Here is a 21,975-nt window from a genome sequence, read left to right as displayed (position 1 = left end):
AATGGGGACAATGGAGATCCACCTGCTGCCATGGGAAAACGGGCATGTGGTGGTGAGCGAGGTGGGGGTGTTTGCCCTCGGAAGCGACGCAGACGCGGCAAACGCCCTGGGCCGGGAGCTGTACGGGCGCCTGAGGGTGCCCGTGGTGCCCCTGGTGGTGGGCAAGGGGAGCGGCTACCGACACGGGGTCTTGCACGTGGCGAGCCTCGAGGGGCATCTCTCCGGCCTTCCCCGCGTCCTGAGCCCCCAAGAGGTGCAGGCTTTGAAGGAGTTCCTGGAGGGAGGATGCACGGGGGAGCCGCCTAGGGTGAGCCCGAGGGTCCCGAAAGCCCCTTCCCCTGCCCAAGAGGGCGGGGTGGCCCAAAAGGTGGAGCCAAAGGTGGAGGCGCCGCCCCTACCCAAGAGGGTTTGGGGGTGGACCTCTGCCCTCCTGGTGGCCCTCCTCCTGCCCCTCCTGGTAGCCTTCCTCTTCCCTGGGGGGGCGGTGCTGCTTCCCCTGGCCCTTTGGATGGTGGCGGTGCAGGACCGGTTGCTAAGGCAAGGTGGGGCCTCCGAGGAGTGGATGGCCGGCTTCGGGCGGGTCCTGTGGGGCCTCCTGGCCCTGGCCTTCGTGGGGGGCGTCTATGGGTTCCCACCCCACGTGGCCCTGGCCGGGGGCCTGGCCTGGGTCCTGTTGCCGGGTCTGTACGGAGCCCTTTCCCTCTACCGCCCCCTGCCCTACGGACAGGCCGCCCTCCTCTACCTGGTGGCCTGGGCCGATGCCCTTTGGGGGGTGGCCCTCCTCTTCCCCCTGGTCCTGCTATCCCCCTATCCTTGGCTTTCCCTGGCCACCCTGGTCCCCTTGGGGGTGAGGCTGTGGCTAGGTTTGCCACATGGTGTTGCGGTGAAAGGCTAGATGTGGCAACATGAGGGTGTATGAGGTACACCCTTATCGCCATGGCCTTGTTTCTCTCGGCCCAAGCCCAGGTGGTCCTCAAGACCTACTACGCTGAGGACCTGGTCCAGAAGCCAGGGCTCATAGAGGTAAGCCCTGGCTTCACCACGGTGCTGGATTTCTGGGACCAGGTGGATGCCGCCTTCAGTGCCAAGCGCGAGCTTTTGCGCATTGAAGGCGGGGGTCCCAGGCTACTCCTTTCCGCTGGCCTGGTGGGCACGGCCACGGGAGCGGTGCCCGTGAAGAGCGGGATGACCGACCTGGTGGTGGAGGTGGGGGGGAGGACCCTCCTCTTCACCGTGCGGATCTCCCCTGGGGAGTACCCCAGGCGCTACCAGATCCTTCTGAAGCGGACCCAGGGGGGCACCTACGCCCCAAGCCGGGAGCCCTCGGGCCCGCCGCCTTCCAGTGCCCCTTCCAGTGCCCCGTCCACCCAAGCCCCCAGCCCATCCCCGTTGGATGTGCGTTTCACCACCACGGTGGAAGCCCCCACCGACGCTTCCGGGAAGGTGAGCATCTTTTTCAGCCTGGAGAACCGGGGGAAAAACCCCGTGAGCTTTGCCCTGAACGATCTGCAAGTCCTCCAGGAGGGACGCCCTCTGGCCTTTTCCGTGCGGCGGGACCCCTTGAAGGCGGTTCTGAGGCCCGGCGAGGGACAAAGCGGGGTAATCGTTGTGAGCGGGGCCAGGCCGGGAGAACTTCTCCTCCGGTGGCGGGGGGTGGAGCTTGGGCCTGGGCGCACCTTCCTCTTGGAGCGCTCCCTCCTGGGCAAGACCCTGGAGATCCAGTCGCCTTAGGAGGCGGGGATGGTAGAGCTCCTTCGTATCTGGCAGGAAGGCCCCTACACCCTGGGAGAGGCCCTGGCCCGCTACGGGGAGCCCACGGTTTCCAGGGCCCTCGAGGAGGGCATCCTGAAGGTGGTGGGGACCCGCCTGGGAGGCGTGCTGGTTCCCGCCGGGCGGGGACGGGTACTCCTGGGCAAGACCCGCTACTATACGCCAAGGCCTTCTGCTCTGGAGAATGCCCTGTTGGTCAGGCGGTACGTGGAGGGGATGGTCCAGGAGGGCTACCGGGTGGTGAGGTACGACCGGGACCGGGCCAAGGCGCTTTTGGAGGGGAATGGGGAGCGGGTCCTGGTCCTAGGGGGAGTGCGTAGGGGAAGCCGCCCCCAACCCAAGGACCCCCTGGAGGCCAGCGCCAGCCGCATCGTGATTCTGGTGCCCGAGGGACAAGGCCCGGTCCGCCGGGGGCGGAGGGTGGAGCTTCAGGAGGTGCCCCTTGGGAGTCGTTGAGGTGATGGCGGATCTGGTGGCCTCCTTCCGCCCCACAAGGGAGTTCCTGCTTGCCATAGCCACCTTCGGCATTCTCCTTGGGGGCATCCTTATCGCCATCGGGGAAAGGGAGCGGGGGATTGGTTACCTGATCGCCACCGGTGTGGGCAGCGCCATCGCTTTCGCCGCAGAGGCCCTGCTAAGGGGCCTGCACCTTCTGCCATGACCGAGGTCCTTTGTGCGGTTACCCGGATAGTTTGCGCCTTAACCCCCAAGGTGGGCTTTGTCCTGGCCGCCGTGGTCCTGGCGGTGGTCCTCCTGGGCTACCGGGTGGTGATGGGGGATCTGAGGCGGGCCAAGTGGAGCCTCATCGCCCTGCTGCTATTGGCGGGGCTCCTGGCCCCCATCCCCAATGGCCGGGGAGAGTACACGGCGGCCTTTTACCCCCTGATCCGCCAGCTCACCGGAGGGTATGGCGCCTGCACCTTCCGGGGGCCTCCGCCACCCTACACCCCGAGGCCGGATGAGCGGCCGGTGAAGGGGCTTTCGTGTGGGGGGCAGTAGGAGGCGTACTACGCCCAAACGGCCTGGAGGACCCTGGTGCCCCTTGGTAGGAGGAGCACCAGGGTCCTCGCCCTTTCCTTTGCCGGCGTGCCCCACACCTGCCCCACATACCGGGTGGCGAAGGCCACCGCCTTGGCGCGCACCCTGCCTCGGGAGTAGCTACCCACGTCGTACTCCACCGCCACCGGACCGTTAGGGGTAAACCACACGGCATCCGGTTCCTCCACGGGGTGGACCTGGCGGTGGAAGACGCGCCAGAAGGGGGGATCCACCCCCAGGAGGAGGCGCATTTCCGCCACCCCCGCCAAGTGGCGCAGGGTGGTCAAGGGCAGGTGGATCAGGCTTTCCTTCACGAAAAAGCGCACCGGGCGGGATTTTTGGTAGTGGGTGAGGCCCAGGTAACCCTCCACCACCCGGGCGGAGGAGGGCACCTCGAGGCCCCACCGCTCCACCTGTCCCGAGGTCCACACCCCGTCCAACTCGAAAAGTGTCAGGCTCATTGCAGGACCCATACCTCCAGCGGGCTGCCTTCGGCCACCTCAGCGATGCGGATCACGGCCTTTTGCCCCTGGGGCACGCTGAAGAGGTCTGCCGCTGCAGCCCCCAAGTACATCTCCAGGGGGACGCTTTGGCCCTGCTGGATCACCGTGCCCCCGGGGGTGGTGGTCACCGTGGTCTGTTGGCTCCGGGCTTTGACGTAATCGGAAAGGCCCCGCAAGGAGCCCCGGACCAGGTCCGCCACCAGGCTGGGGGCTTCTTCCCGCACCTGGGCCGGAAGCCCCTGAGCGCGGTCCTGGCCCAGGGCAGTGGCCTTCAGGGGGTAGGTTCTCCCGGCTATGACCGCCTGGTCCAGGCTCAACTCCACCCGGCGGGTGGCCGCCAGCTTGGCCTTCCCCAGGAAAACCGCCCCATCCTCGGCCTCCACGGCCACGGGCACCTCTTCCCCTTCCGGGACAATCAGCCTGACCGCCAAGCGGCCCCTCAGGCGAGCGCCTGGGCTGTAGGGGCTCGGACTAGCCCCAGGCCCTTGTGCCTGGCCCACGGTGGGGGTCCCGGGGGGGGGTGGAACGGGCCCTTGCCGGCTTCCTAAGGTCCCGGGGCTTTGGCCCTGGCCAAACACCTCGGGCATCGCCTCCTGGAAATAGCGCAACTCACTCCCCTGGCTTGGGGTGGAAGGCGCAGGAGGCGTGGGTGAAGGAGACGGGCTGGGCTTGTAGGCCACAAAGGAGGCCACGGGAGGCACCTGGCCTTGGGCCTGGGGCTGGGAGGCTTGGTAGGCCCCCATGGAGGGAGCCTGCACCTGGCCCGTCCCGAGGGTTATTCCCATCCCCGCTTGGGCTTGCCCTTCCTGGGACTGGGTCGCCTGACGCCCGTAGGCCGCCAAAGGCGTGGCGGGAAGGGCCTGGGCCGCACCACCCGTGTTGATATAGGCGGTGAGGGATGGTTGAGCAACCTCTTGCGGAGTCCCCCCCGAGTAGGTAGCAGGGGGAGGCGGCACCTCTCCCGTGGCCGCAGGCGTAGGGGGAGGAGGCACGGCATCCGTTCCGGCCAGGGGGGCGTTTTGCCCCCCTTCAGCGGGAGCGCCCGGCTGAACCTGGGGGGTCTCCCGCACAGGTGTTTGCCCTTCGGGCAAAGGGTCTGCCTCTTGCCCATCGGGATTGGGCAAAATCCCGGGTGCCGCGGCTCCCCCTTGCCTAGGCAAATCGGTTTGTCTCGGGGCTTGGGCCGCCACCTGGGTTTGCGGGGCACGGGATGGGGAGCCACCCAGGTTGTTCATGCCCCACATGAGCACCGGAAGGCCCATGAGGGCCAGCACCCCCAGGGCGATCTGCTTGGGCCTCGAGGGGACCCACTCCCCGGAAAGCTCGTCGTAACGCATCAGGAGGCGGTTTTTCAGGTCCCGCAGGAAGGCCCTCTTCTTGACCTCCGTGCGCACCTCCTCTTCAGGGGGGACCACCTGCTCAAACTGGATGCCTTTCTCCAGAGCTTCGGCCAGCTCGGGATCCGATAGGCGGACCTCGTCCACCAGCCGATAGAACTCGGGGTCATCCGGCTCGGGAATAGGCCTGCCCAGCTTGGCTTCCGCCTCTTTTCTCACCGCAGGGTCTAGGCGCATGCCTCTATGTTGCCATATAGTGTGGCCAATATGCTATAGTGATAGCCGTATGAGGCGGAAAGGAGGTGGGAGTGGGAAGCGAAACCCATATCGGCCCAAGACGTTCGGGTCCAAGGCTAAAGACTCAAGTTTCCCAAGGTTGCCTACGGAGGTAATGTAGCAATGGCTGTACTGGCACGGATCAAGGCGTTTTTCGGTTCCGAGCACGGCAGGTTCTTGGTGCTGGCCCTCCTGGCCAGCGTGGTGCTCCTGTCTGGCGTGGCCCACGCCCAGGCCGACCAGGCGTTCAACAACGTGACCGCCGCCCTTTGCACCATCATCAGGTACCTGAAGGGGCCTGTAGGTCTGGGGATCATCGTGCTCATGTTCGCTATCGGGGGCATCTCCCTGGCCATCGGGGGGCGCAACGCCATGCCCCTCATGATTGGGGCCGGCGTAGGGGGCATCATCGTCGCAGCGGCACCCTACTTCGCCAAGATGTTCATCACTACCAGCGAAAGCCTGCCCGCCGCCTGCAACAACATCCTCTAGGAGGCCAGGATGCTGAGGCTTCGGGTGTGGCGGCTCTACCAACCCCTGACCCTCTTGGGTTTGGAGCTGTGGCAGCTCTTCCTGGGGGCCATGGCCATGACCTTTGGCCTCCAGCTGGGTGGGGCCTTGCCACACCCAGCCCTAGGCCTGGTCCTGGCTGGAGCCTTGGGCTACGCCGCCATCCGCTTTTCCGACCGGCTTCGCCTGCTCTATCCGGGGGCCAGCCTGTGGCATGAGATCGCATGGCTTACCCAGAAGGAGCGCTTCAAACCCGAACGGGACGAGGACACCACGCCCCTCTTCCTGCCCGACGAGTATGACCGCTAAGACCCCATTTGGAGAGGCTAGGGAAGCCTCCTTGACCGCCCTTCTTCCCTATTGGGAGATCCAGGACGGCCTCATGGTGCTCTCGGATGGGAGGGTGGAGCTGGGGGTCCTCCTGGAGCTCAACCCCACCCTCTTTGTGCCCACGTCCTACATAGAGGGCCTGGTGGGGGTTATCAAGTCCATCCTGCGCAACGCCGTCCCGGAGGGGAGCCGGGCCAGGCTTATCGTGGAGGTGGCCCCCGCCTCCCCGGAGCGGGTGGAGGCCTATAAGGACGCCTTCAACCCCAGCCACCCCGTGTCCCGGTTTTTGGCGGAGGTCCGTTATGGCGCGTGGCGGCAGGCATGGGAGGCCCAGCGCATTTTGGAGCGGCGGGCCTACCTCACCGTCGTGCTGGGCAGGGTCCGCCACAAGCGCAGGCGGGTGCCGTTCACCCGGGGCGAGTGGCAGGAGCTTCTGCAGGAGGCCGCCGCCGTACGTGAGCGCCTTATCCAAAGCGCCATGGCCTACCGCATCCGGGCTATTCCCCTGGGGGACCAGGATATCTTCGCCCTCGCCTACCGCTATCTGAACCCTGACCTGGCCCTGGCTACCACCCCCAGCTACCAACCCACCTGGCAGCGCTACCCCCGGGAGGCCATCCGCCGGGTACCCAGCCTTAGGCCACCCACCTTGCGCGCCCTCTTGGGCCGTAGCGAGGTGGACAACTCCTACCGGGAGGCGCTCTATGTGGGTGGGATGTGGGTGGGCATGCTGGCCCTCTACACCGTGCCCGATGAAACCTTTGCCGAGATGGGGGACGTCCTGGCCCAGGCAGGGGGTAGCCGCTTCTACTTGGTGATGGACTTCCTCCATGAGCGGCATGAACTGGCCTTGCGCGCCCTTAAGGCCAGGGCCAGGCGGTACTATTCCGCCAGCCAATCGGGCACCTATGTGGACCCCAATGTCAGGGTGGGCCAGGCCGAAACCGAGGGGGCCATAACCCACATCTCACAGACGGGGGACCATGTCTTCCAAGTGGGGGTGGCCCTGGTGCTCCTGGAAAAGGAGCGACGGGCCTTGGATGGGCGGATCGCCCAGGCCATGTCCGCCCTAGCCAAGGTCCCGGGCAACCCCTTCAGGGTGCTGCGCAACGGCCTGCTCACACCCTGGCTGAATGCCGCCCCCTTTTCTGGGGGGATGCTGGACGAACGGGTGTACCTCCTCGAGACCAATGCCGCTCACTTTTTCCCCACCACGGGTGCATGGAAGGGAAGCCCAAGGCCCCTAGCCGCCTTCCGCAACCGGCAGGGGGCGCTCATCTATGTGGACCCCTTCGATCGGAGGCTTCGCAACTACAACGGCATCGTGGTGGGGGGATCGGGGAGCGGGAAGACCTTCACCGTGCAGTACCTGATCTCCGAACTCCTGCGGGACGACAGTGTGAGCGTGGTGATCCTCGACCGGGGCAAGAACTACCAGCCCCTGGTGGAGGCCTTTGGCGGAGCCCTGGTGGAGATCCGGCCTGGGGCGGGCACCAGCGTGAACCCCTTTGACCTGGACGAGGGGCAGGTGGAACCTACCCCCGAGAAGAAGGGGGACCTGCTCAAAATCATCCGGGCCATGGTGCCCCCCGGGGACGACAAGACCGAGGAGGCCGTTGAAAACGCCCTCCTTGAGGCGGCCATCGAGCAGACCTACAAGAGGGCGACCACCGTGGACCTCTTGCCCGATGGGCGGGAGGAGAAAAGGTACCTGGGCGCCCAGCTGAGGGATCTGGTGAAGACCCTTCTGACCCTGGATGAGGTGGGGGGGCGGAGCGTATCGCCAGCGGAGAAGGATGTGGCCCGGAGCCTGGCCTTGCGCCTGCAAAGCTGGACCGGCGACACCCCCATGGGCACCTTCGTGGACCGGCCCACCAATGTGCCCGTTTCCAGTGCCCGAGTGGTCTGCTACGAGCTAGAGGGTTTGGATACCTATGAGGGGTTGGATGTGGTGGGCACCATGCTCATGGCCAACCTCATCTGGAAGCGGGCCAAGGAGGGAAAGGAGCGAGGGGAGGAGCGGCGGACCCTGGTGATCCTGGACGAGGCCTGGAAGGTATTCAAAAACAAGTACGCCGCCACCCTGGTGGAGGAGCTCTACCGCCGGTTCCGGCACCTGGGGGGCGGGATATGGTCCATCACCCAAAGCCTCCAGGACTTCCAGGGGGAAAGCGCCGGGCGCATCATTCAGAACACCACCTGGTTCTTCCTCTTGCGCCTGCAAGGGGAAGACGAGTATGTGCAGGCCCTCTTCGGCCTGCCTGACCGGGCCATGGCCGTTTTCCGCACCCTGGGAGGCGTCAAGGGCCTCTTCAGTGAGGCCATGGTGTGGACTGTCCGGGACGATCTCCGGGAGGGGGATGTGCTGCAGCTGTGGCCCACCCCTTATGACTACTGGCTCTTCACCACGGACCAGCAGGACATGGCCAGGCGGCGCAAGGTGGTGGAGGCCTTCGGAGGGGACGTGGTGGGTGCCGTCATAGCCCTGGCGGAGGGAAGAGCATGAAGCGCATACTCCTCTTAGCCCTGGCGATAGCGCCGGCCTGGGCGGTGAGGGTGGAGTGGATCTCCCCCGCACCCCAGGTCTTGGACGAGGGGCGGGTGGTGCGCCTAGAGGTGGGGGTGTGGGCAGAGCCTGGAGAGAGCATCATCAGCGTGAAGGCCGTGGCCCTGCCCAGCGGGCGGCCCATCCTGGAATCCCGCCCTGGGATCAAGGGGGGCGTGGTAAGCCGCTACTGGGACACCACGGGGTTTGGCGGCACCCGGGCTGTCCAGCTTCTGGTGGAGTACACGGGGGCCAAAACCGGCACCGCATACGCCTTCCTGCCCGTCCAGGTGCGAGGTGGGCTAGGGCAAAGCTCCCTGCAGGCCCAGGGCCTTGCCGAGGACCTGGACGGCTTTATCACCCAGGCGTGCCGAGCCATCAACTTTTATAGCCTGGCCTCTGTGCGTTGGCTTTGCACCGCCCACCGGACCGTCAAGAAGGCGGTGATGTACTGGAACGAGCTCGGGGACATGTGGGAGGACTTCAAGAACCAAGCCATCTACTACGGCACAGGTATCGCCCTGGACTGGCTTGGGAAGTCCCTAGGCCTTCACACCCTGAACCCCGCGGTGGACCAGATCGACCAGACCCTCACCAACTTCATGAGCGACATCAGACGGGCTAAGAACGCCGTTCTCACTAGCCTGGCCCGGATACGAGCCCAGCAAATCCAGGAGATTGAGGGGTGGCAGCCCGACCAGAACTACCCCTACTGGGGTCCAGAGTGGTGGACCCGCATGGTGGCGGGGGTGGTGCCCCATCTGCGCTTTGAGGCCACCCAGCAGAGCCTTAGGGACCTCCAGCGCACCGCCCAGCTCCTGGAGAACCAGTCCCGGGTGGCCCAGAACATCAACAACCAGCAGGAGAACACCAGCCTGGAGAACACCCTCCAGGACCTTTGGGACACCCTGGGGGCGGCCTGGAACTTTATCAAGGAGGCGGTGCAAAACGGGTGGGCCGCCTTGACGGGGGGTTTGAGTGGGTCCTCGACCCTCGTAGGGACGCCTGGGGGGAGCGGGTCTCAAGGCAGCTACCCTCCGGGCCAGGGCCAGCTCCAGGCGGGCCAACCGACTCCCGGCGTGCGGGCCTCCCAGACGCCCAGCACGGGGGATGTGATGTCGGATGGGATCACGGAGAGCCTTGTGGCTGAGGCGCAGTCGGCTCCCTCCACCCGCGAAGTGACGGAGGTGGTGGTCAAGGGGTTCGCTGAGCTAATCCGCCTGGAGGCGCAAAACTCCTTCCGGGCCGTCCAGGAGCTCAAGAACCTGGCCACCCAGCAGGCGATGACCGTGGAGCAGCTTTCCCAGGTGAACCAGAACCTGGTGGAGCTGATCCGGAAGCAGGAGCAGTCCCAAGTGGATGCCCTTAGGCAAGCCATGGCCCGTATTGCTTCCCAGGCGGAGGCCACCTCAGCCCGGTACGTGGCGGCGGCTGAGGCCATGCAGGTGCTGGCCACGCAATGGAAAGCCCAGAGCACCACTGCGGGAGGTACGCCATGAGGCGTTCCCGCCTCGGGAAAATCGCCCTTGCCCTCCTTCCCTTTGCCCTGGGCCTGGCCCTGGCGGACCCCCCGCCCCCACCCCAGGGGCAGATTGCGAACGAGGTGCGGGACTTCGTGATGGGGATCCTGGGGGCCATGCTGAACATCAACGACTGGATCGCCCTCTTCAAGGCCAGCCTGAGGGACTTCCAGGCCGGGGCCTACACCATAGGCCGGAGCCTCATCGTGGTGGGCCTGGTGTGGAGCCTGGTGCGGGCCGTCTACTACGGCAGCCTGGATGAGGTCCTGGGAGCCATGGCCCGGGTGGTGTTGGCCGGAGCCTTCCTGTGGTTTGGGGAGGCCCTTGACGACGCCTTCGGCGGAGTAAACGGCGTCTACTACGCCATCACCAACAGCTTCCGCACGGAGCTAGCCGAAAGCATCACCGAGGCCAGCAACAACCTGAAGGCCCTGGGAGCAGTGATCAACCCGCTTTTCACAGTGGTGGCCATCCTGGAGGCGGGCATCGTCCATCTGGCGGGCACCTACCTCACGGATGGGGGCAACACCCCCACATGGACGCAGAACCTCATGGCGGGGATTGGGGCGGCAGCGCAGCTCTTGAATCCGGCCAGCCTCCTTTTGGTGCCCTTCGTCATCACCGCCATGGTGCTCACGGTGGTGATCTCCACCCTGTTCATGCTGGCCTCGGCCTTCTGGCCCATTGTGGCAGGCAGCCTTGCCCTGCCCATCGGCCTGGGGCCGTCCCTGGTGGGTAGGTGGATCTCCGTGGTGATATGGGCCTTCATCATGGGGAGCATCGGCCCCTTTGTCTTGCGGGGGGGGATGGAGCTGGGCGTGTCCCGGCCTGCCGCCTACATTGCTTCCCAGGCCAAGGAAATCGTGGACAGCTTTGTCAAGGAAGTAACGGAACAGATGCGCACCAACCGGGAGCGCTTTGCGCAAAACCTGCAGAACCTCGCCACCCAGAACGGGTGGAACCCCGAGGTGTGCGGGTACAAGGTCATCACCAACCCCAACGATGGCCGCCTGGACTACGAGAACGTGGAACCCCAGCCCGAAATGCTCCTCTCTCCCCGGGCCTGCGGCACCATGGTGCAAGCGGCCATCCGGCTCACCGCCAGCCAGGCGGCCACAATCCTGATGGGGCTGGGTAAGGGTTTGGTGGACATGTTCCAGGCCTGGGCGCAGACCCTCTTCATGACCATGGGGGGTATGGCAGCGGCCCTCCTCATCACGGGGTACTTGTCCACCCTCATCGCCAGCTTCTTCGGAGGCCTCACCCTGGCGGTTACAGCGGCGGCCCTGGGCATGGCCACCCAGATGGGGGTGCGGGCGGCCACCAGCGGGGTGGAGGCGGCGGCCTCCGCAGCCAGGGGTGCGGCCACCACCGCTGCCGTGGCCGTGGGCGGGACAGCGGCCCTGGCGGCGGGTGTGGGTCAGAAGGCTGGCCAGCTGGCCGAAAGGGTGGGCGGCTACCTTTCCAGCCCAATGGGGCAGCTGGGCGGATCCCCCCCGGCTTACGAGCGCCCGCAGGAGGATACCTCTAAGATCCCCTGGATGCACCGAGGCACCTACGGCGAAGGCGCATCCCCCATCGTGGTGCAACGGCAAGCGCCTTCTTCGCCTACTACCGCTGCCGCTACCACGCAATGGGCCACACCGGCAACGGATGGGGCATCGGGAGCTCCGGTGGCCACCCAGCGGTGGATAGACCGGAAGGCCTACGAAAGCGGTACCACCGTTCCCGGCCCTGTGCCCCCAGGGCGGTGGATCGACAGGGCGCAGATGGGGAACACCCCAGAAGATTGGGAGAAAGGAGGTGAGGAATGAGGCGTTGGATCGACCGCGGACCCAAGTGGGTTAAGCGGGACCCCGTGCCCTACATTCCCTACCAGGGGGGTCCCGAGGAGTACAAGGGAGCTCCGGTGGCCACCCAGCGGTGGATAGACCGGGGGCCAAAGTGGATTGACCAGGAGGCCTACGAAAGCTCTACCAGGGTTCAGAATGGATAGCCTGTTCGCAACCCCTCCCTGGCTGAAGGCATTGCGCGCCCTGGGCTTTGCCCTCTTCCTGGGGTCTTTGGGGGGGGTGTTCTACCTGGGACTCAGGGGTGGCCTCGAGGCGGCAGACCTCCTGGCCCAGGCGGGATGGGACCGGGCCATAGGCCGGCCAGGGGCCCGTGGGGCGGCCTTCATGGCCCCGTGTATGATGGCCCTCAATACCCCTTGCGGGGACCAGCTGAACCAGCTCTGGATGCAGCGCCTGGACTACGACCTCCTACGGGTGGTCCTGGTGCTGGGGTTTGTGCTGGGCCTCTCACCCTTTGTATATAACCCCCCAAGGCCCAGGAAAATGCCCGGGCTTGGGCGCTGGGCCACCCCCAAGGACCTGGCCCCTTACCTCACGGAGAAGGGGAGCGGGTGGTACGGGCAGATGGGGCGGAACCCCATCCGGGTTCCCGAGGCGGGGCGGGTGGCCCACACCTTGGTGGTGGGCAAGCCCGGGCACGGCAAGACCTCGGGGTACTACCTCCCCAACCTGCTTTTGGACGCCAAGGAGGGATGGAGCGCCATCGTCTACGACCTCAAGTACCCCGACAAGGGCGGCCTCATGGAGGCCATGAACTACTACACCCACTTTGGCCGGCCCGTCTACCCCTTTACCCCATGGGGGGAGCGCTCCTATCGCATCAACTTCCTGGAGGGAGCCGAGGACCCCATCCAGGCCAAGCTGATTGCCGAAATCTTCGTGCCCCGAAACCCCAAGGTGCCGGATTCCAAGGAGTTCTACCCGGGGTTGGAGCGCACCCTACTCCAGGGCCTCATCCACACGGAAGGGGTGGAGGGGCGCTATTCCCTGGCGCACATCTACCGCGTGCTTGGTGAAGGCGTGGCCGGCCTGAAGGCATACGTGGAGGTGCGCCCCTACCTCCAGCTGGAGTTGAAGACCCTGCTCGAGATGCGCCACGACCAGCTGGCGGGCATCCTCAACGGGGCCAGAAACCGGCTTTCCGTGTGGTTGGATCCGGCCCTGGCCATGGCCACGGAGCCCGGAGCCTTTGAGGTGCCCTGGAAGCGGGTGTTTTCCGAGCCCAGCCTGGTCTATATAGGGGTGCCGCAGGAGCTCATTGGCGACAATGCCTCTGGGTATGTGCTGCTGAAGCTGCTGAAGCGCATCGTGGACCTCAAGACCCTGCAGTACGCCAACCAAAACGGTGGCCGCTTAAAGGTGCCCACCAGCGTTTACTGGGACGAGTTTCCCAACTTCGGCTTCCTGCCCGGCATCAAGGAGAACCTCGGTACCATGCGCTCCCGTAGGGTGGCCTACCACATCGCCGTACAGAACACGGACCAGGGCCGGGCCGTGTACGGCGAGGAGGAGTGGGCGGCCATTGAGGGCACCTTCGCCCAACGGGTGTACTTCCTCTCCGGTCTATCTGACGGGGATGCGGAGAGGCTATCGGAAGTCTTGGGGCAAACCACCGTGCTACAGGAGGCCCGGGGGGCCACCCGCAAGAGCATGCTGCCCATCCCCACGGGCCGGAGCCAGCGGGAGCAGGAGGTGGCCCGGCCCCTCCTCTCCGTAGAGGAGATGCGGGTGGCCGCCAAGGGGGAGGCGGTGGTCCTTTTGGAGGGGGTGCCCCCCGTGCGCGTGACCCTCTTTGGCATGTGGAGGAAGGAGCACCTCCTCCATCGCCTCTGGAGCAAAGCCAGGACCCAGGAGCTACGGTCCGCAGGGATTCCCCTCTCCCGGCAAAGGCTCCAGGTGTCCCCGCCCTCCTCCCAGGCGGCGCACCCCTCCCCGATGTCCACGCCCTGGGCTGAGGAGCCTTCCACCGTGGAAAGCCTGGTCCTCTACCTGGAGGCCCTGACCAGGCTTCTTCCCCGGTTCAAGCGGTACTACAGGGGGCGGGAAACCACCCTCCTGGAGATCTACCTGCCGGAGGGTTTCCCTCTTCCCGAGCCCGCGTGGGCCAAACGGGGATGGTGCCACGTCTCCGAAAACCCGGCACGGCTGGAACTGACCAAGCGGGGTCTAGAGACCCTGGAGCAGGAGGCCCGGGCCAGCTACCGAGCCCTCATCCGCTGGTGTCGGGTGTTGGAGCGGTGGCACAAGGAGAACGAAGGCCCGCCCCCCGAGGTGATCCAGCTTCCCAAGGAAAAGGGGGAGGATGTGCTCCTGCACAGCCTGTGCGGTACCGCAGTGGAGGTGGATGGTGAGACCGTACGCATACGCCCTGGGCTTGGCCTGGCTGGCTTCCGTTGCTCTAGGCCAGACCCCGGCCACCCCGAAGGTGTACACGCCGCAGGAGGCGGCGGAGATCCTCAAAGCCGCAACGGGGGAGATATTGTTGCAGATGGCGCTTTTGGACCAGAAGCCCTTGGCGGAAGCCCTACGGGTGGCCAGGGTGGAGAGGGGGGTGAAGGTGTACCTACTCACCACTCCTAGCGGCATCCAGCACCGCGCCAGCTATGCCCCCTCCCTGGCCCTGGCTGGGGTTGCGGTGCGCTATGCGCCCCAGTTGGACGGCGAGTATGCGGTGGTGGACCGCACCCTGGCCTTCCATGTGCGGCGAGGCTACGTGGCCACCACCTTGGAGGAGGCCAAGCCGGAACCCCTGGTGCACCGCTTTTACCAGGCCTTTATCCGGGCCACCCCTTTTTCCGTGGAGGACTGGATCCACCGCCTGTACCTGGAGGAGTATGCCCGACGGGGAGGTACACGATGAAGGTAGAGAGGACCACCCAACTGGTAGGCAGGGGCATCGGCTTCCTGGGCGCCGCCATAGCCCTTCTGTCCCTTTTTCGCCTAGACGGCACGGGCCTAGGCCTGGGTCTGATCCTGGGGCTCTATGGGTTCGGGATCGCCCTTCTGGGGCACATCTACGCAGAGCTTAAGGCCATACGGGCCTACATGGCCTACCTGGCTGTCAGGACCAAGGACCAGCCACCTACTGAGGTACACGACATCCCATGAAACGCTGGTTGGCCCTAGGCATCCTTTTCCTGGAGGCCCTGGCCTGTGGCTATGTCCCCAAAGGCCTGTGGGAGCGCACCTGGTACTACGCCCAGGCCTGGGGCGTAGACCCTTACCTGGTAGCCGCCGTGGTCTGGACCGAAAGCGGCTACTGCCCCCAGGCCGTGGGCAAGGCGGGGGAGGTGGGCCTGGGGCAGTTCATGCCGGGCACCTGGGTCCGGACCACGGGAGCCCCCCCTGAGTGGCGCTCCCACCCTGACTGGGCCCTTTGGGCCACGGCCAAGCACCTGAGGGAACTTTGGGACGCCACCCACAACTGGCGGCTGGCCCTGGCCGCCTACAATGCTGGCCTGGGGGCGGTTAAGGCAGGGCGGATACCCGCCTCCACCCGGCGGTATGTGGAGCGGGTGCTGGCCACCTACTGGGCCTTTCGGAGGGGGAGGGGGTGATGTGCCCGAGCCTGCCCCAGGTGCCCGTGGTGGAGTGGCTTTGCCGGGTGGGGGAGGCTTTCGCCCAGCCCCAGGCCTGGGTCTACCTGGGAACAGGGCTCCTCGGCGGCTACGCCCTGGGCAGGTTTGCCCTGGCGGTGGTCCCACCCCTAGCCCTGCTGTACGCCCTGGCATTCCTGCTGGGCCGGGCCGATCCCGGGACCCTGGTGCTGGTGGTGGAGGGATTTTTCCGGAGCGCCTGGACCCTCCTCATGGGAGCCCCCATGGGGCTCTCCTTGGGGGTGATCGTGGGGTTTCTCTCAGGGATATCGGACAGGTGAGCGATGGTGGCCCTTAGGGAAGGCTTTGAGAGGGAGTTCGCCCTGTTGATGGAGCGCCTCCCGCCTTGGGTTAGGCGGGAGGTGGAAGGGTATGGGGCCAGCCTGGAAGAGATCGCCATGGACCTCGGCTACCAGCTGGCCTACACCGTGGACGGCAAGACCCTCTACTCGGAGCGGGAGGTGCGGAAGGAGGACCTGGACTTTGTCCTCCACCGGGTGGGCGGGTTCAAGGAGAACAACCGGGCCGGCCTCGAGGGGACCCTTCACCGCATCAGCCGCATCCTCACCGGTCTGGGGGAGATGGCCGGCATCACCATCCGGGTGGGGAAGTTCATCCAGGGGGTGGCGGAGCCCCTAAGGCCCTATTTGGTGGAAACGGGGGGAAGCCTCCTGGTGGTGGGGCCTCCCCGCACCGGAAAGACCACCCTCCTTCGGGACATCGTGCGCATCCTGGCCGAGGTCTACGGAAGCCGGGTGGTGGCCGTGGACACCTCCAACGAAATCGGGGGGGACGGCACCATACCCCACCCTGGGATCCGCCCAGCACGGCGCATGCAGGTCCCGGACCCCCCTAGCCGGCACCAGGGCCGGATCATTTACCAAGCCATTGCCAACCACTCCCCGGAGGTGGTGGTGGTGGATGAGATCGGCTACAACGAGGACGTTCAGGAGTGCCTCACCGCCAGCCGCAGGGGGGTGAGGGTGGTGGCCACGGCCCACGGGGAGAGGCTTCTGGACGTGCTGGAAAACCCAGCCCTACACCCCGTCTTGGGGGACCCGGACCTGAGGGTCAGGGAGCGGCGGTCCCGCCCGGCCTTTTCCGCTGCCCTGCAGGTGGTAGCCAAGGGGAGGTTCCTGTTCTACCCCAACCTGGCCCAGGCCGTGGACGACCTCCTCCAGGGGCGGGAGCCAGAAGGGGTGGCTATTGGCCCATAAAATGTTGCGATAAACTGTTTTAAGTGGTAGTATATTACTGCTATGGCGCACCTTCCCAAGTATCTGTTGGCGGCTGGTTTCGGCTTCCTGGTGGCCCAGGCGCAGGCGCAGATGGCGGATGTGCCGCAAGGTCACTGGGCGGAAAGGGCGGTCAGGGACCTTTTGGAGAAGGGCATCGTGACGGGCTACCCCGATGGCACCTTCAGGGGCACCCAGGGGGTGAACCGCTACCAGGCTGCCGTCATGCTGTACCGGGCCTACCTGACCTGGACCGAGGAGGTTCTGGCCCGGGTGAGGAGGACCCTCGAGGAGGCCAACCTCACCCCGGAGCGGATCGCCGAGGCCCTCTCCGAGCTGGCCTCCTTGAGGGAGACCACGGCAGAGGTCCAGCAGGCCCTGGAGGAGTATGGGGTACGGCTATCCACCCTCGAGGAGGACCTGGAGGAGCTGAGGGCGGCCCTGGCGGCGGCCCTGGATGCCGCAGGTCAGGTGGCTACCTTGGGCGACGGGCAGAAGGCCCTGCAGGAGGCGTTGGCCCGGGCAGACGCCGCCTACCGGGAGCAGCTCGCCCGGCTCAGCGCCCTGGAAGGGCGGCTACAGGTGGTGGAGAAGGCTGTGGACGAGCTGGTGAGCCAGCTCAAGGGCGCTGAGGATGCCCGGCTGAAGGACGCCCAGGCGGTGGGCCGGCGTCTGTATGCCGTGGAGGAGCGAACTGCCCAACTGGAAAAGGCCCTAGAGGCCCGGCCCCAAGGGGAGGTATATGTGGGCACAGGGGAGGGTGGCCCCTTCGGTGGGCTGGAGCTGGGCTACGGCAACGCCCAGGTGCGTCTGGGCACCGACCAGGTGAAGGCCTCCTTCGGTGAGGACGTTACCCTGGCCTACCGGGACCTGGGGGGAAGGAGGGAGATCGTGGTCCGCTACGGCCTCTTCCAGGGCATCCGCTTCCTGGGGGAGCTGGGGGCCGCAGAAGGTGGCTACTACTTCACCACCGCCTATGTGGAGCACCAGCGCCAGGGGGGGCTTCTGCCTGGGGTGTACGCTCGTCTGGCGGCAGGAGCCGGCCTGGTAGGTGGCGAGCTGGGCCGCCCCTTCGTGGAGGTTCAGGCGGGGCTTCCCCTGGGTCCTGTGGACCTTACCCTGGGGTACGCCCGATACTGGGGGCTTGGCGGCCAGGATACGCCCCTTTCGGCTCTTTTTGCAGTGGTGGCCTACGCACCCGTGGAGGCGCATCTGGCCTACGCCGTGCCCCATGAGGACATTGGCCGGGATGCTGCCTTCCAGTTGGAGGGCAGGGCACGCATTGTCCTGTCCCCCTACCGCATTTCCGTGGCCGCCGGGTATCGGGATGGGCTCCTGGGCTATGGCGTGGCCTCCCATGTGGACCGCTTCCGGTTCACCGCCGCCACGGGTTTCTACGGCAGGGTAGAGGTGGCCTATGAGGTTCGCTTCTAAAGGCCTCCTGGTCCTGGCCCTCTCCCTGGCCGGGTGCACCGCGCTCCAAGGGGAGTTTTCCGGCCCCGCCAAGCTGGAGGTGGTGGGAGCCCCGGAAGGGGCCTGCATCACCGTGAAGGTGGCAGGGCAGGCTCAAAGCCGTTGCCAGGGGTCCACCTTCCGCTTTAGCGGCCTTTCCGGAGAGCTGCCTGTGGAGGTGGGGGTGGACTGGCAGGGCCTCCCCGTTCAGGAGTTCTCAGGGCAGGTCAGGTTGGCGCCCGGCACCACGGCCCGGGTGGAGGTAAGGCGGCGGATGGTCAGCGTGGAGGTGGAGGCCCCATGGGCCTCGAGGGGGGCTATCTACGAGGCCTATGTGGACAGCGCCTGGGCCTTTGGGACCACCACCTTCCCCGATCCGCCACCGGTTGGCCTGGAGGGCATGGTGCTGGTGGCCAGGGAGAGCAGGGGCACCCTCAGCCTCCCCACGGCTCCTAGAGCAGGGATACGGGTGCGGGAGGAAGGAGGAGGGGAGGCCCAGGTGCTGGTGAACACACCCACGGACGGCATGCGCATTCGGGTGGATGAGCCCCGGTACGCCCCCATCCGCCTCACCCCAGAGGGGCTTGCAGGTGGGGTTTCCTGTGTGGTAGCCCTCCTGGGCCAGGTGGAGGCAGGGCAGTCCTGCACCCCTCCCTTTACCCTGACCCTCACCCCGCCCGATGGGAGTTACCGCACCATCCTGGTGCGGGCGTACCGGGATGGCTTCGCCTTCCAGGAGGGCCAGGTGACCGCCAGGGCTGGGGAGAGCCGGAGCGTATCCATGGCCCGCAAGCGGGTGCAGGTGGAGCTCACCGCCCCGGGCTTTACCGTGGACACCACCGCTTACGGGGAAGTGTGGTTGCGCCCCGAGGACCAGGAGGGAGTAGCCCTCTATGGCGATCCGTCCCCGGTGGGCTACGACGGATACCGCCTGGCGGATAGGGGCATGGTGGTGAACGGGGTGGCCACCCTTTCTGTGCCCACGGGCCGCATGGTCCTTTTCCGACTGGTGGGCAGTCGCACCACGCAGGGGGTGGTGGAGCTGGTGGATGGCGAGAGGAGGGTGGTCCTCCCGTGAGCCAGGTCCGGAGCCTAGCGCCGCTGGTGGGCCTGGCCACGGTGGGCCTTATGGCCGCCTACTTTTTGGTGGAAACCCTGGACCAGAATGGAGCCACCACCTTGTTCGTCCTATCCCCCCTCCTCCGCTACCTCTTCCGGGGCCGGGTGGGGGTCCTGTACGGCGGGGCTGTGCTGGGGCTGGCAGGAGGGATGGTCCTGTACCTGGGAGGACCCTATGCGGCCATGGCCTACCTGGCCCTGGCCCTGACCGCCGACGCCTTCTTGCGGCGGGAGGAGGAGGGATGGGGGTTTCTCATCCCCTTCTTCCCCGCCATGCTGGGCATGTACCTGGCCCTTTACTTCCAAATGCGGGGGTAACCCATGGTGCAAGAGGAGATTTGGCAGACCATACTGGAGCGGTTAGGAGCCTGGGAACCGGAGGTGGCCCACGACCTGGTGGCCAAGGCCCAGCACACGGAAGTAACCCGGAGGGCCAAGGACGTTTTTAAGGCCCTCACAGGCCGCTGGCCCACTCCCCTGGACGAGCCCTACCTGCAGACCGCCAGAGTGATGGTGGAGGAACGCCTAGCAGAGAGCTATGAGGCGGCCTTCGAGGGGCTCGGGGTGGGGATGGCAAAGGAGGAAAAGGAAGCGGACGCTTTGCCCGGGGAAAACCCGGCCCGTCCCAGTGAGGCAGAGGCGGCCCCAAGCCCTGCCCAGGACCAAGGAGCAGAGCCGACGCCAGAGGCAGAGGCGGAGGCCCCCGCCAACGAGGCGAAGGCCCAGGAGCGCCCCGTAAGGGACAAGTGGCAGCAGGCCTACCGTGTGGTCTTCGGCCAGGACCCCTCTAGGGACCCCAGTTACCGGGAGCGCCTGGAGAAGGCCGTCCTCCTCTACGACCCGGCCAAGGGCCGGCGCTGGGCCTTTGAGCAGGTCAAGGAAGCCGAGGAGAGGCTTTACGCCTCCAGGCGGCAGGCGGAGGAGATTCTGAGCCTGGTAGACCTGGTGCCCCCTACCGCCTCCGGGATGGACCAGGACGAGGTAGCGGTGCACGGCTACGGGCAAAGCCCGTATCGGGGCGACCTCTACATCCACATAGGCCGGCTGACGGCCCAGGTGGAGGAGCTGGCCAGGAGGCTGGAGGCGCTGGAAAAGCGGCTGAACCGGGAGGCCACCCGGTACGGGGGCCTGAAAGACGGCATCTTGCGCCTCCGGGCGCAGGTGGAGGCCCTTAGGGAGGGGCTGGAGGCGAAGGCAAAGGAAAAGGAGCCCGCCCGACCGTGGGAAAGCGCCTTGCGCACCCTTAAGGGAGAGGTGATGGCCGAGGTGGAGGAGCGGATCCACCTGGCCACGGACCTATGGCGGGGGGAGGTGGAGCCCCGCCTCAAGGCCCTGGAGGAATGGGCCAAGCGGATCACGGAGGCTTTCCGCCGCACCCTGAATGCAAAGGAGCGCAACAAGGGCCTCTTCGGCCTTTTTGGGGGGAAAGAGTGAAGGACGCCATCACCATCCAGACAGGGGATATGGTGCTGGTCCTCCCCCGCAGCATGTTCCGGGCTAACGTGCACGGGGTGGTGCAGGTGGGCGACCACCAGGTTCCCGCCGAGGTGATCTACGCAGCCTGGGCTGTGGGGGCGGACCAGGGGCTGAAGGTGGGCTTGGGCCTGGGAGCAGGCCTCACCCTCCTGGCCCTGGGCCTGCTGCTGGCGGCCAGGCGTCTCATCCGGTCCAGGAGGGCGGGATGAGGGCAGGCCTCTATCTGCAGGCGGCCATCGCCGCCTCCGCCATGCCGGTGGTGGGCTTCATCACCGGCAAGGTGGTGGGGGAGGCCTCGGACAAGGTCCCTTTCCTGGCCTGGGTGGGGGTGGGGGTGTATGCGATAGCCCTGGCCGCCAGCTACGCCCACCTGCGGCACTACTACGCCCGCTTTGACTCCCCAGGGGTGAAGGCCTCCCCCTTCATCGCCTTTGCCGTGGAGGTGGCCACCTTTTACCTCTCCTTCGCCTCCGTGGTGCTGGGTTCAGCCTGGGCGCTGTGGGGTAGCCTGGTGGGCGCCTCCGTGGTGTTTTGGGGGAACTTCACCTCCATGGGCCTAGGGCTTTCCCAGGTCCCTGAACCAAGCCGGACCGGGTTGGACCGGGAGCTTGGGAAGGCTGCTCCTACCCCGGTCCAGCCTGGGGTAGGGGACCCCACAGCGGACCGGTCCGGCTGGACCCCGGTGGACCAAGAGGTGGACCACGCCCTCTTGGAGGCCCTGGCCAGCCCAAAGGGACCCAGCGCCTTGGCCCGGGAGCTCGCCCTACCCAAGTCCACCGTGATCCGTAGGCTGAAGCGGCTGGTGGACCTGGGCCTGGTGGAGACGGATGGCGGCATCTACCGCAAACGGGAAAGGGCTACCGCCTGAGGCCCTGGGTGTGGTGGCGGGGGTCCTCGAGGGGGCCTATGGCGGTCTGGCCACGGGTGGCCTGTGGGACCGGCGCTTTGGTTGGAAGGAGGCCCTCTTCAGCACCCTGGGGTGGATGGGGCTGGGCATGACAGGGGGCAACCTGCCCCTGGCCCTTTGGGTGGGCCGGGGCGTGGTGGCCCTCTGGGAGAGGCGGGGCTGGTGGACCGTGCTGGCGGTGCTGGTCTTCGCCCTATCCGGCCTCCTGTTCAGGGGCCTGTGGTTAGCCCCCCTGGGTGTGGTCCTAACCCAGCGGACCGGCTGGGTCCGGGTGGTGGGCCAGGCCATGGCGGGTGTGGCCGTCTACGGACCGGCAGGCCTGCTGGTGCCCCTGGGGGCATGGGTAGCGGACCAGCTCCCCCTATCCCATGGACCATCCAGCTTCCGGTCCATGGACCGGCCCATGCTGCTCTACGGGTTCACCGCCCTCTTCAAGGCCATGCTGACCAAGAGCTGAAAGCCCCAGGGCAAGAAGCCCTGGGGTGCCATGGAAAGGAAGGCGTAGCCT

At 66.4% G+C, this 21,975-nt stretch carries 26 protein-coding genes; 24 read left to right on the top strand and 2 right to left on the bottom strand.

The annotated features are described in order from the left end of the window. Positions 1–10 precede the first annotated feature (10 nt). From DK874_RS08585 to DK874_RS08565, 5 genes are read left to right on the top strand one after another with little or no spacing between them, the layout of a single operon-like run. Positions 11–895 (top strand): hypothetical protein, encoded by an 885-nt coding sequence (locus DK874_RS08585; protein ID WP_114313609.1) that lies wholly within the window; start codon positions 11–13, stop codon positions 893–895. Between the two features lie 20 nt (positions 896–915). Continuing rightward, entirely contained in the window at positions 916–1,731 is an 816-nt protein-coding gene (locus DK874_RS08580) for a hypothetical protein (protein ID WP_114313608.1), read from the top strand. A gap of 9 nt (positions 1,732–1,740) precedes the next feature. Then, positions 1,741–2,226 carry a hypothetical protein gene (locus tag DK874_RS08575; RefSeq protein ID WP_114313607.1) on the top strand — a complete coding sequence of 162 codons (486 nt, stop codon included), beginning with the start codon at positions 1,741–1,743 and terminating at the stop codon, positions 2,224–2,226. A 4-nt stretch (positions 2,227–2,230) separates the two neighbouring features. Continuing rightward, positions 2,231–2,431: a hypothetical protein gene (locus tag DK874_RS08570; RefSeq protein WP_114313628.1), complete on the top strand. Its 201-nt coding sequence runs from the start codon at positions 2,231–2,233 to the stop codon at positions 2,429–2,431. Beyond that, positions 2,428–2,769 (top strand): hypothetical protein, encoded by a 342-nt coding sequence (locus tag DK874_RS08565; protein ID WP_114313606.1) that lies wholly within the window; start codon positions 2,428–2,430, stop codon positions 2,767–2,769. Before DK874_RS08570 ends, DK874_RS08565 begins: the two co-directional genes overlap by 4 nt. An 8-nt stretch (positions 2,770–2,777) precedes the next feature. Here the strand turns inward: DK874_RS08565 and DK874_RS08560 are convergent, their stop codons facing one another. Beyond that, the gene (locus tag DK874_RS08560) at positions 2,778–3,269 is read right to left on the bottom strand and encodes a hypothetical protein (RefSeq protein ID WP_114313605.1); all 492 of its coding nucleotides are present in this window, start codon (positions 3,267–3,269) and stop codon (positions 2,778–2,780) included. Next, positions 3,266–4,885, bottom strand: a complete 1,620-nt coding sequence (locus DK874_RS08555) for a hypothetical protein (RefSeq protein ID WP_114313604.1) — start codon at positions 4,883–4,885, stop codon at positions 3,266–3,268. The genes DK874_RS08560 and DK874_RS08555 overlap by 4 nt, the downstream gene beginning before the upstream one ends. 162 nt (positions 4,886–5,047) lie before the next feature. On the opposite strand from DK874_RS08555, the gene DK874_RS08550 reads away from it, so the two are divergent. The 19 genes from DK874_RS08550 to DK874_RS08460 are packed head-to-tail and all read left to right on the top strand — an operon-like array spanning position 5,048 to position 21,924. Then, a complete protein-coding gene (locus DK874_RS08550; RefSeq protein ID WP_114313603.1) occupies positions 5,048–5,416 on the top strand; it encodes a TrbC/VirB2 family protein in 369 nt (122 codons plus the stop codon). Positions 5,417–5,425: 9 nt separating this feature from the next. After that, positions 5,426–5,743 (top strand): hypothetical protein, encoded by a 318-nt coding sequence (locus DK874_RS08545; RefSeq protein ID WP_114313602.1) that lies wholly within the window; start codon positions 5,426–5,428, stop codon positions 5,741–5,743. Between the two features lie 31 nt (positions 5,744–5,774). After that, the gene (locus DK874_RS08540; RefSeq protein WP_338065449.1) at positions 5,775–8,270 is read left to right on the top strand and encodes a TraG/VirB4 family ATPase; all 2,496 of its coding nucleotides are present in this window, start codon (positions 5,775–5,777) and stop codon (positions 8,268–8,270) included. After that, complete coding sequence (locus DK874_RS08535) at positions 8,267–9,808, top strand: hypothetical protein (RefSeq protein WP_114313600.1); 1,542 nt, start codon at positions 8,267–8,269, stop codon at positions 9,806–9,808. The genes DK874_RS08540 and DK874_RS08535 overlap by 4 nt, the downstream gene beginning before the upstream one ends. Continuing rightward, a complete protein-coding gene (locus DK874_RS08530; RefSeq protein WP_114313599.1) occupies positions 9,805–11,643 on the top strand; it encodes a hypothetical protein in 1,839 nt (612 codons plus the stop codon). The genes DK874_RS08535 and DK874_RS08530 overlap by 4 nt, the downstream gene beginning before the upstream one ends. After that, positions 11,640–11,825, top strand: a complete 186-nt coding sequence (locus DK874_RS08525) for a hypothetical protein (RefSeq protein WP_114313598.1) — start codon at positions 11,640–11,642, stop codon at positions 11,823–11,825. The genes DK874_RS08530 and DK874_RS08525 overlap by 4 nt, the downstream gene beginning before the upstream one ends. A 31-nt stretch (positions 11,826–11,856) precedes the next feature. Further along, on the top strand, positions 11,857–14,262 hold the full coding sequence (locus tag DK874_RS08520; RefSeq protein ID WP_240307647.1) for a type IV secretory system conjugative DNA transfer family protein: 2,406 nt from the start codon (positions 11,857–11,859) through the stop codon (positions 14,260–14,262). Next, positions 14,234–14,542 (top strand): hypothetical protein, encoded by a 309-nt coding sequence (locus DK874_RS08515; RefSeq protein ID WP_240307646.1) that lies wholly within the window; start codon positions 14,234–14,236, stop codon positions 14,540–14,542. Before DK874_RS08520 ends, DK874_RS08515 begins: the two co-directional genes overlap by 29 nt. Next, the gene (locus DK874_RS08510; RefSeq protein ID WP_114313596.1) at positions 14,539–14,790 is read left to right on the top strand and encodes a hypothetical protein; all 252 of its coding nucleotides are present in this window, start codon (positions 14,539–14,541) and stop codon (positions 14,788–14,790) included. Before DK874_RS08515 ends, DK874_RS08510 begins: the two co-directional genes overlap by 4 nt. Continuing rightward, entirely contained in the window at positions 14,787–15,239 is a 453-nt protein-coding gene (locus DK874_RS08505; protein WP_114313595.1) for a lytic transglycosylase domain-containing protein, read from the top strand. Before DK874_RS08510 ends, DK874_RS08505 begins: the two co-directional genes overlap by 4 nt. Then, entirely contained in the window at positions 15,239–15,559 is a 321-nt protein-coding gene (locus tag DK874_RS08500) for a hypothetical protein (protein ID WP_114313594.1), read from the top strand. Before DK874_RS08505 ends, DK874_RS08500 begins: the two co-directional genes overlap by 1 nt. Positions 15,560–15,562: 3 nt before the next feature. Beyond that, a complete protein-coding gene (locus DK874_RS08495) occupies positions 15,563–16,495 on the top strand; it encodes an AAA ATPase domain-containing protein (protein ID WP_114313593.1) in 933 nt (310 codons plus the stop codon). A 42-nt stretch (positions 16,496–16,537) separates the two neighbouring features. Next, positions 16,538–17,947 carry an S-layer homology domain-containing protein gene (locus DK874_RS08490; protein WP_114313592.1) on the top strand — a complete coding sequence of 470 codons (1,410 nt, stop codon included), beginning with the start codon at positions 16,538–16,540 and terminating at the stop codon, positions 17,945–17,947. Further along, a complete protein-coding gene (locus DK874_RS08485; protein ID WP_114313591.1) occupies positions 17,931–19,043 on the top strand; it encodes a DinB family protein in 1,113 nt (370 codons plus the stop codon). Before DK874_RS08490 ends, DK874_RS08485 begins: the two co-directional genes overlap by 17 nt. After that, positions 19,040–19,402 (top strand): hypothetical protein, encoded by a 363-nt coding sequence (locus tag DK874_RS08480; RefSeq protein WP_240307645.1) that lies wholly within the window; start codon positions 19,040–19,042, stop codon positions 19,400–19,402. Before DK874_RS08485 ends, DK874_RS08480 begins: the two co-directional genes overlap by 4 nt. 3 nt (positions 19,403–19,405) lie before the next feature. Further along, positions 19,406–20,518, top strand: a complete 1,113-nt coding sequence (locus tag DK874_RS08475; protein ID WP_114313590.1) for a hypothetical protein — start codon at positions 19,406–19,408, stop codon at positions 20,516–20,518. Next, positions 20,515–20,769, top strand: a complete 255-nt coding sequence (locus tag DK874_RS08470) for a hypothetical protein (protein WP_240307644.1) — start codon at positions 20,515–20,517, stop codon at positions 20,767–20,769. Before DK874_RS08475 ends, DK874_RS08470 begins: the two co-directional genes overlap by 4 nt. Then, a complete protein-coding gene (locus DK874_RS08465; protein WP_114313589.1) occupies positions 20,766–21,428 on the top strand; it encodes a helix-turn-helix domain-containing protein in 663 nt (220 codons plus the stop codon). The genes DK874_RS08470 and DK874_RS08465 overlap by 4 nt, the downstream gene beginning before the upstream one ends. Then, the gene (locus DK874_RS08460) at positions 21,388–21,924 is read left to right on the top strand and encodes a hypothetical protein (protein WP_114313588.1); all 537 of its coding nucleotides are present in this window, start codon (positions 21,388–21,390) and stop codon (positions 21,922–21,924) included. The genes DK874_RS08465 and DK874_RS08460 overlap by 41 nt, the downstream gene beginning before the upstream one ends. Positions 21,925–21,975 lie beyond the last annotated feature (51 nt).

Source organism: Thermus caldifontis (genome assembly GCF_003336745.1).
GTDB lineage: Bacteria > Deinococcota > Deinococci > Deinococcales > Thermaceae > Thermus > Thermus caldifontis.
Note: the sequence above shows the minus strand (reverse complement) of the source record. Positions and strands in the feature narration are given on the sequence as shown.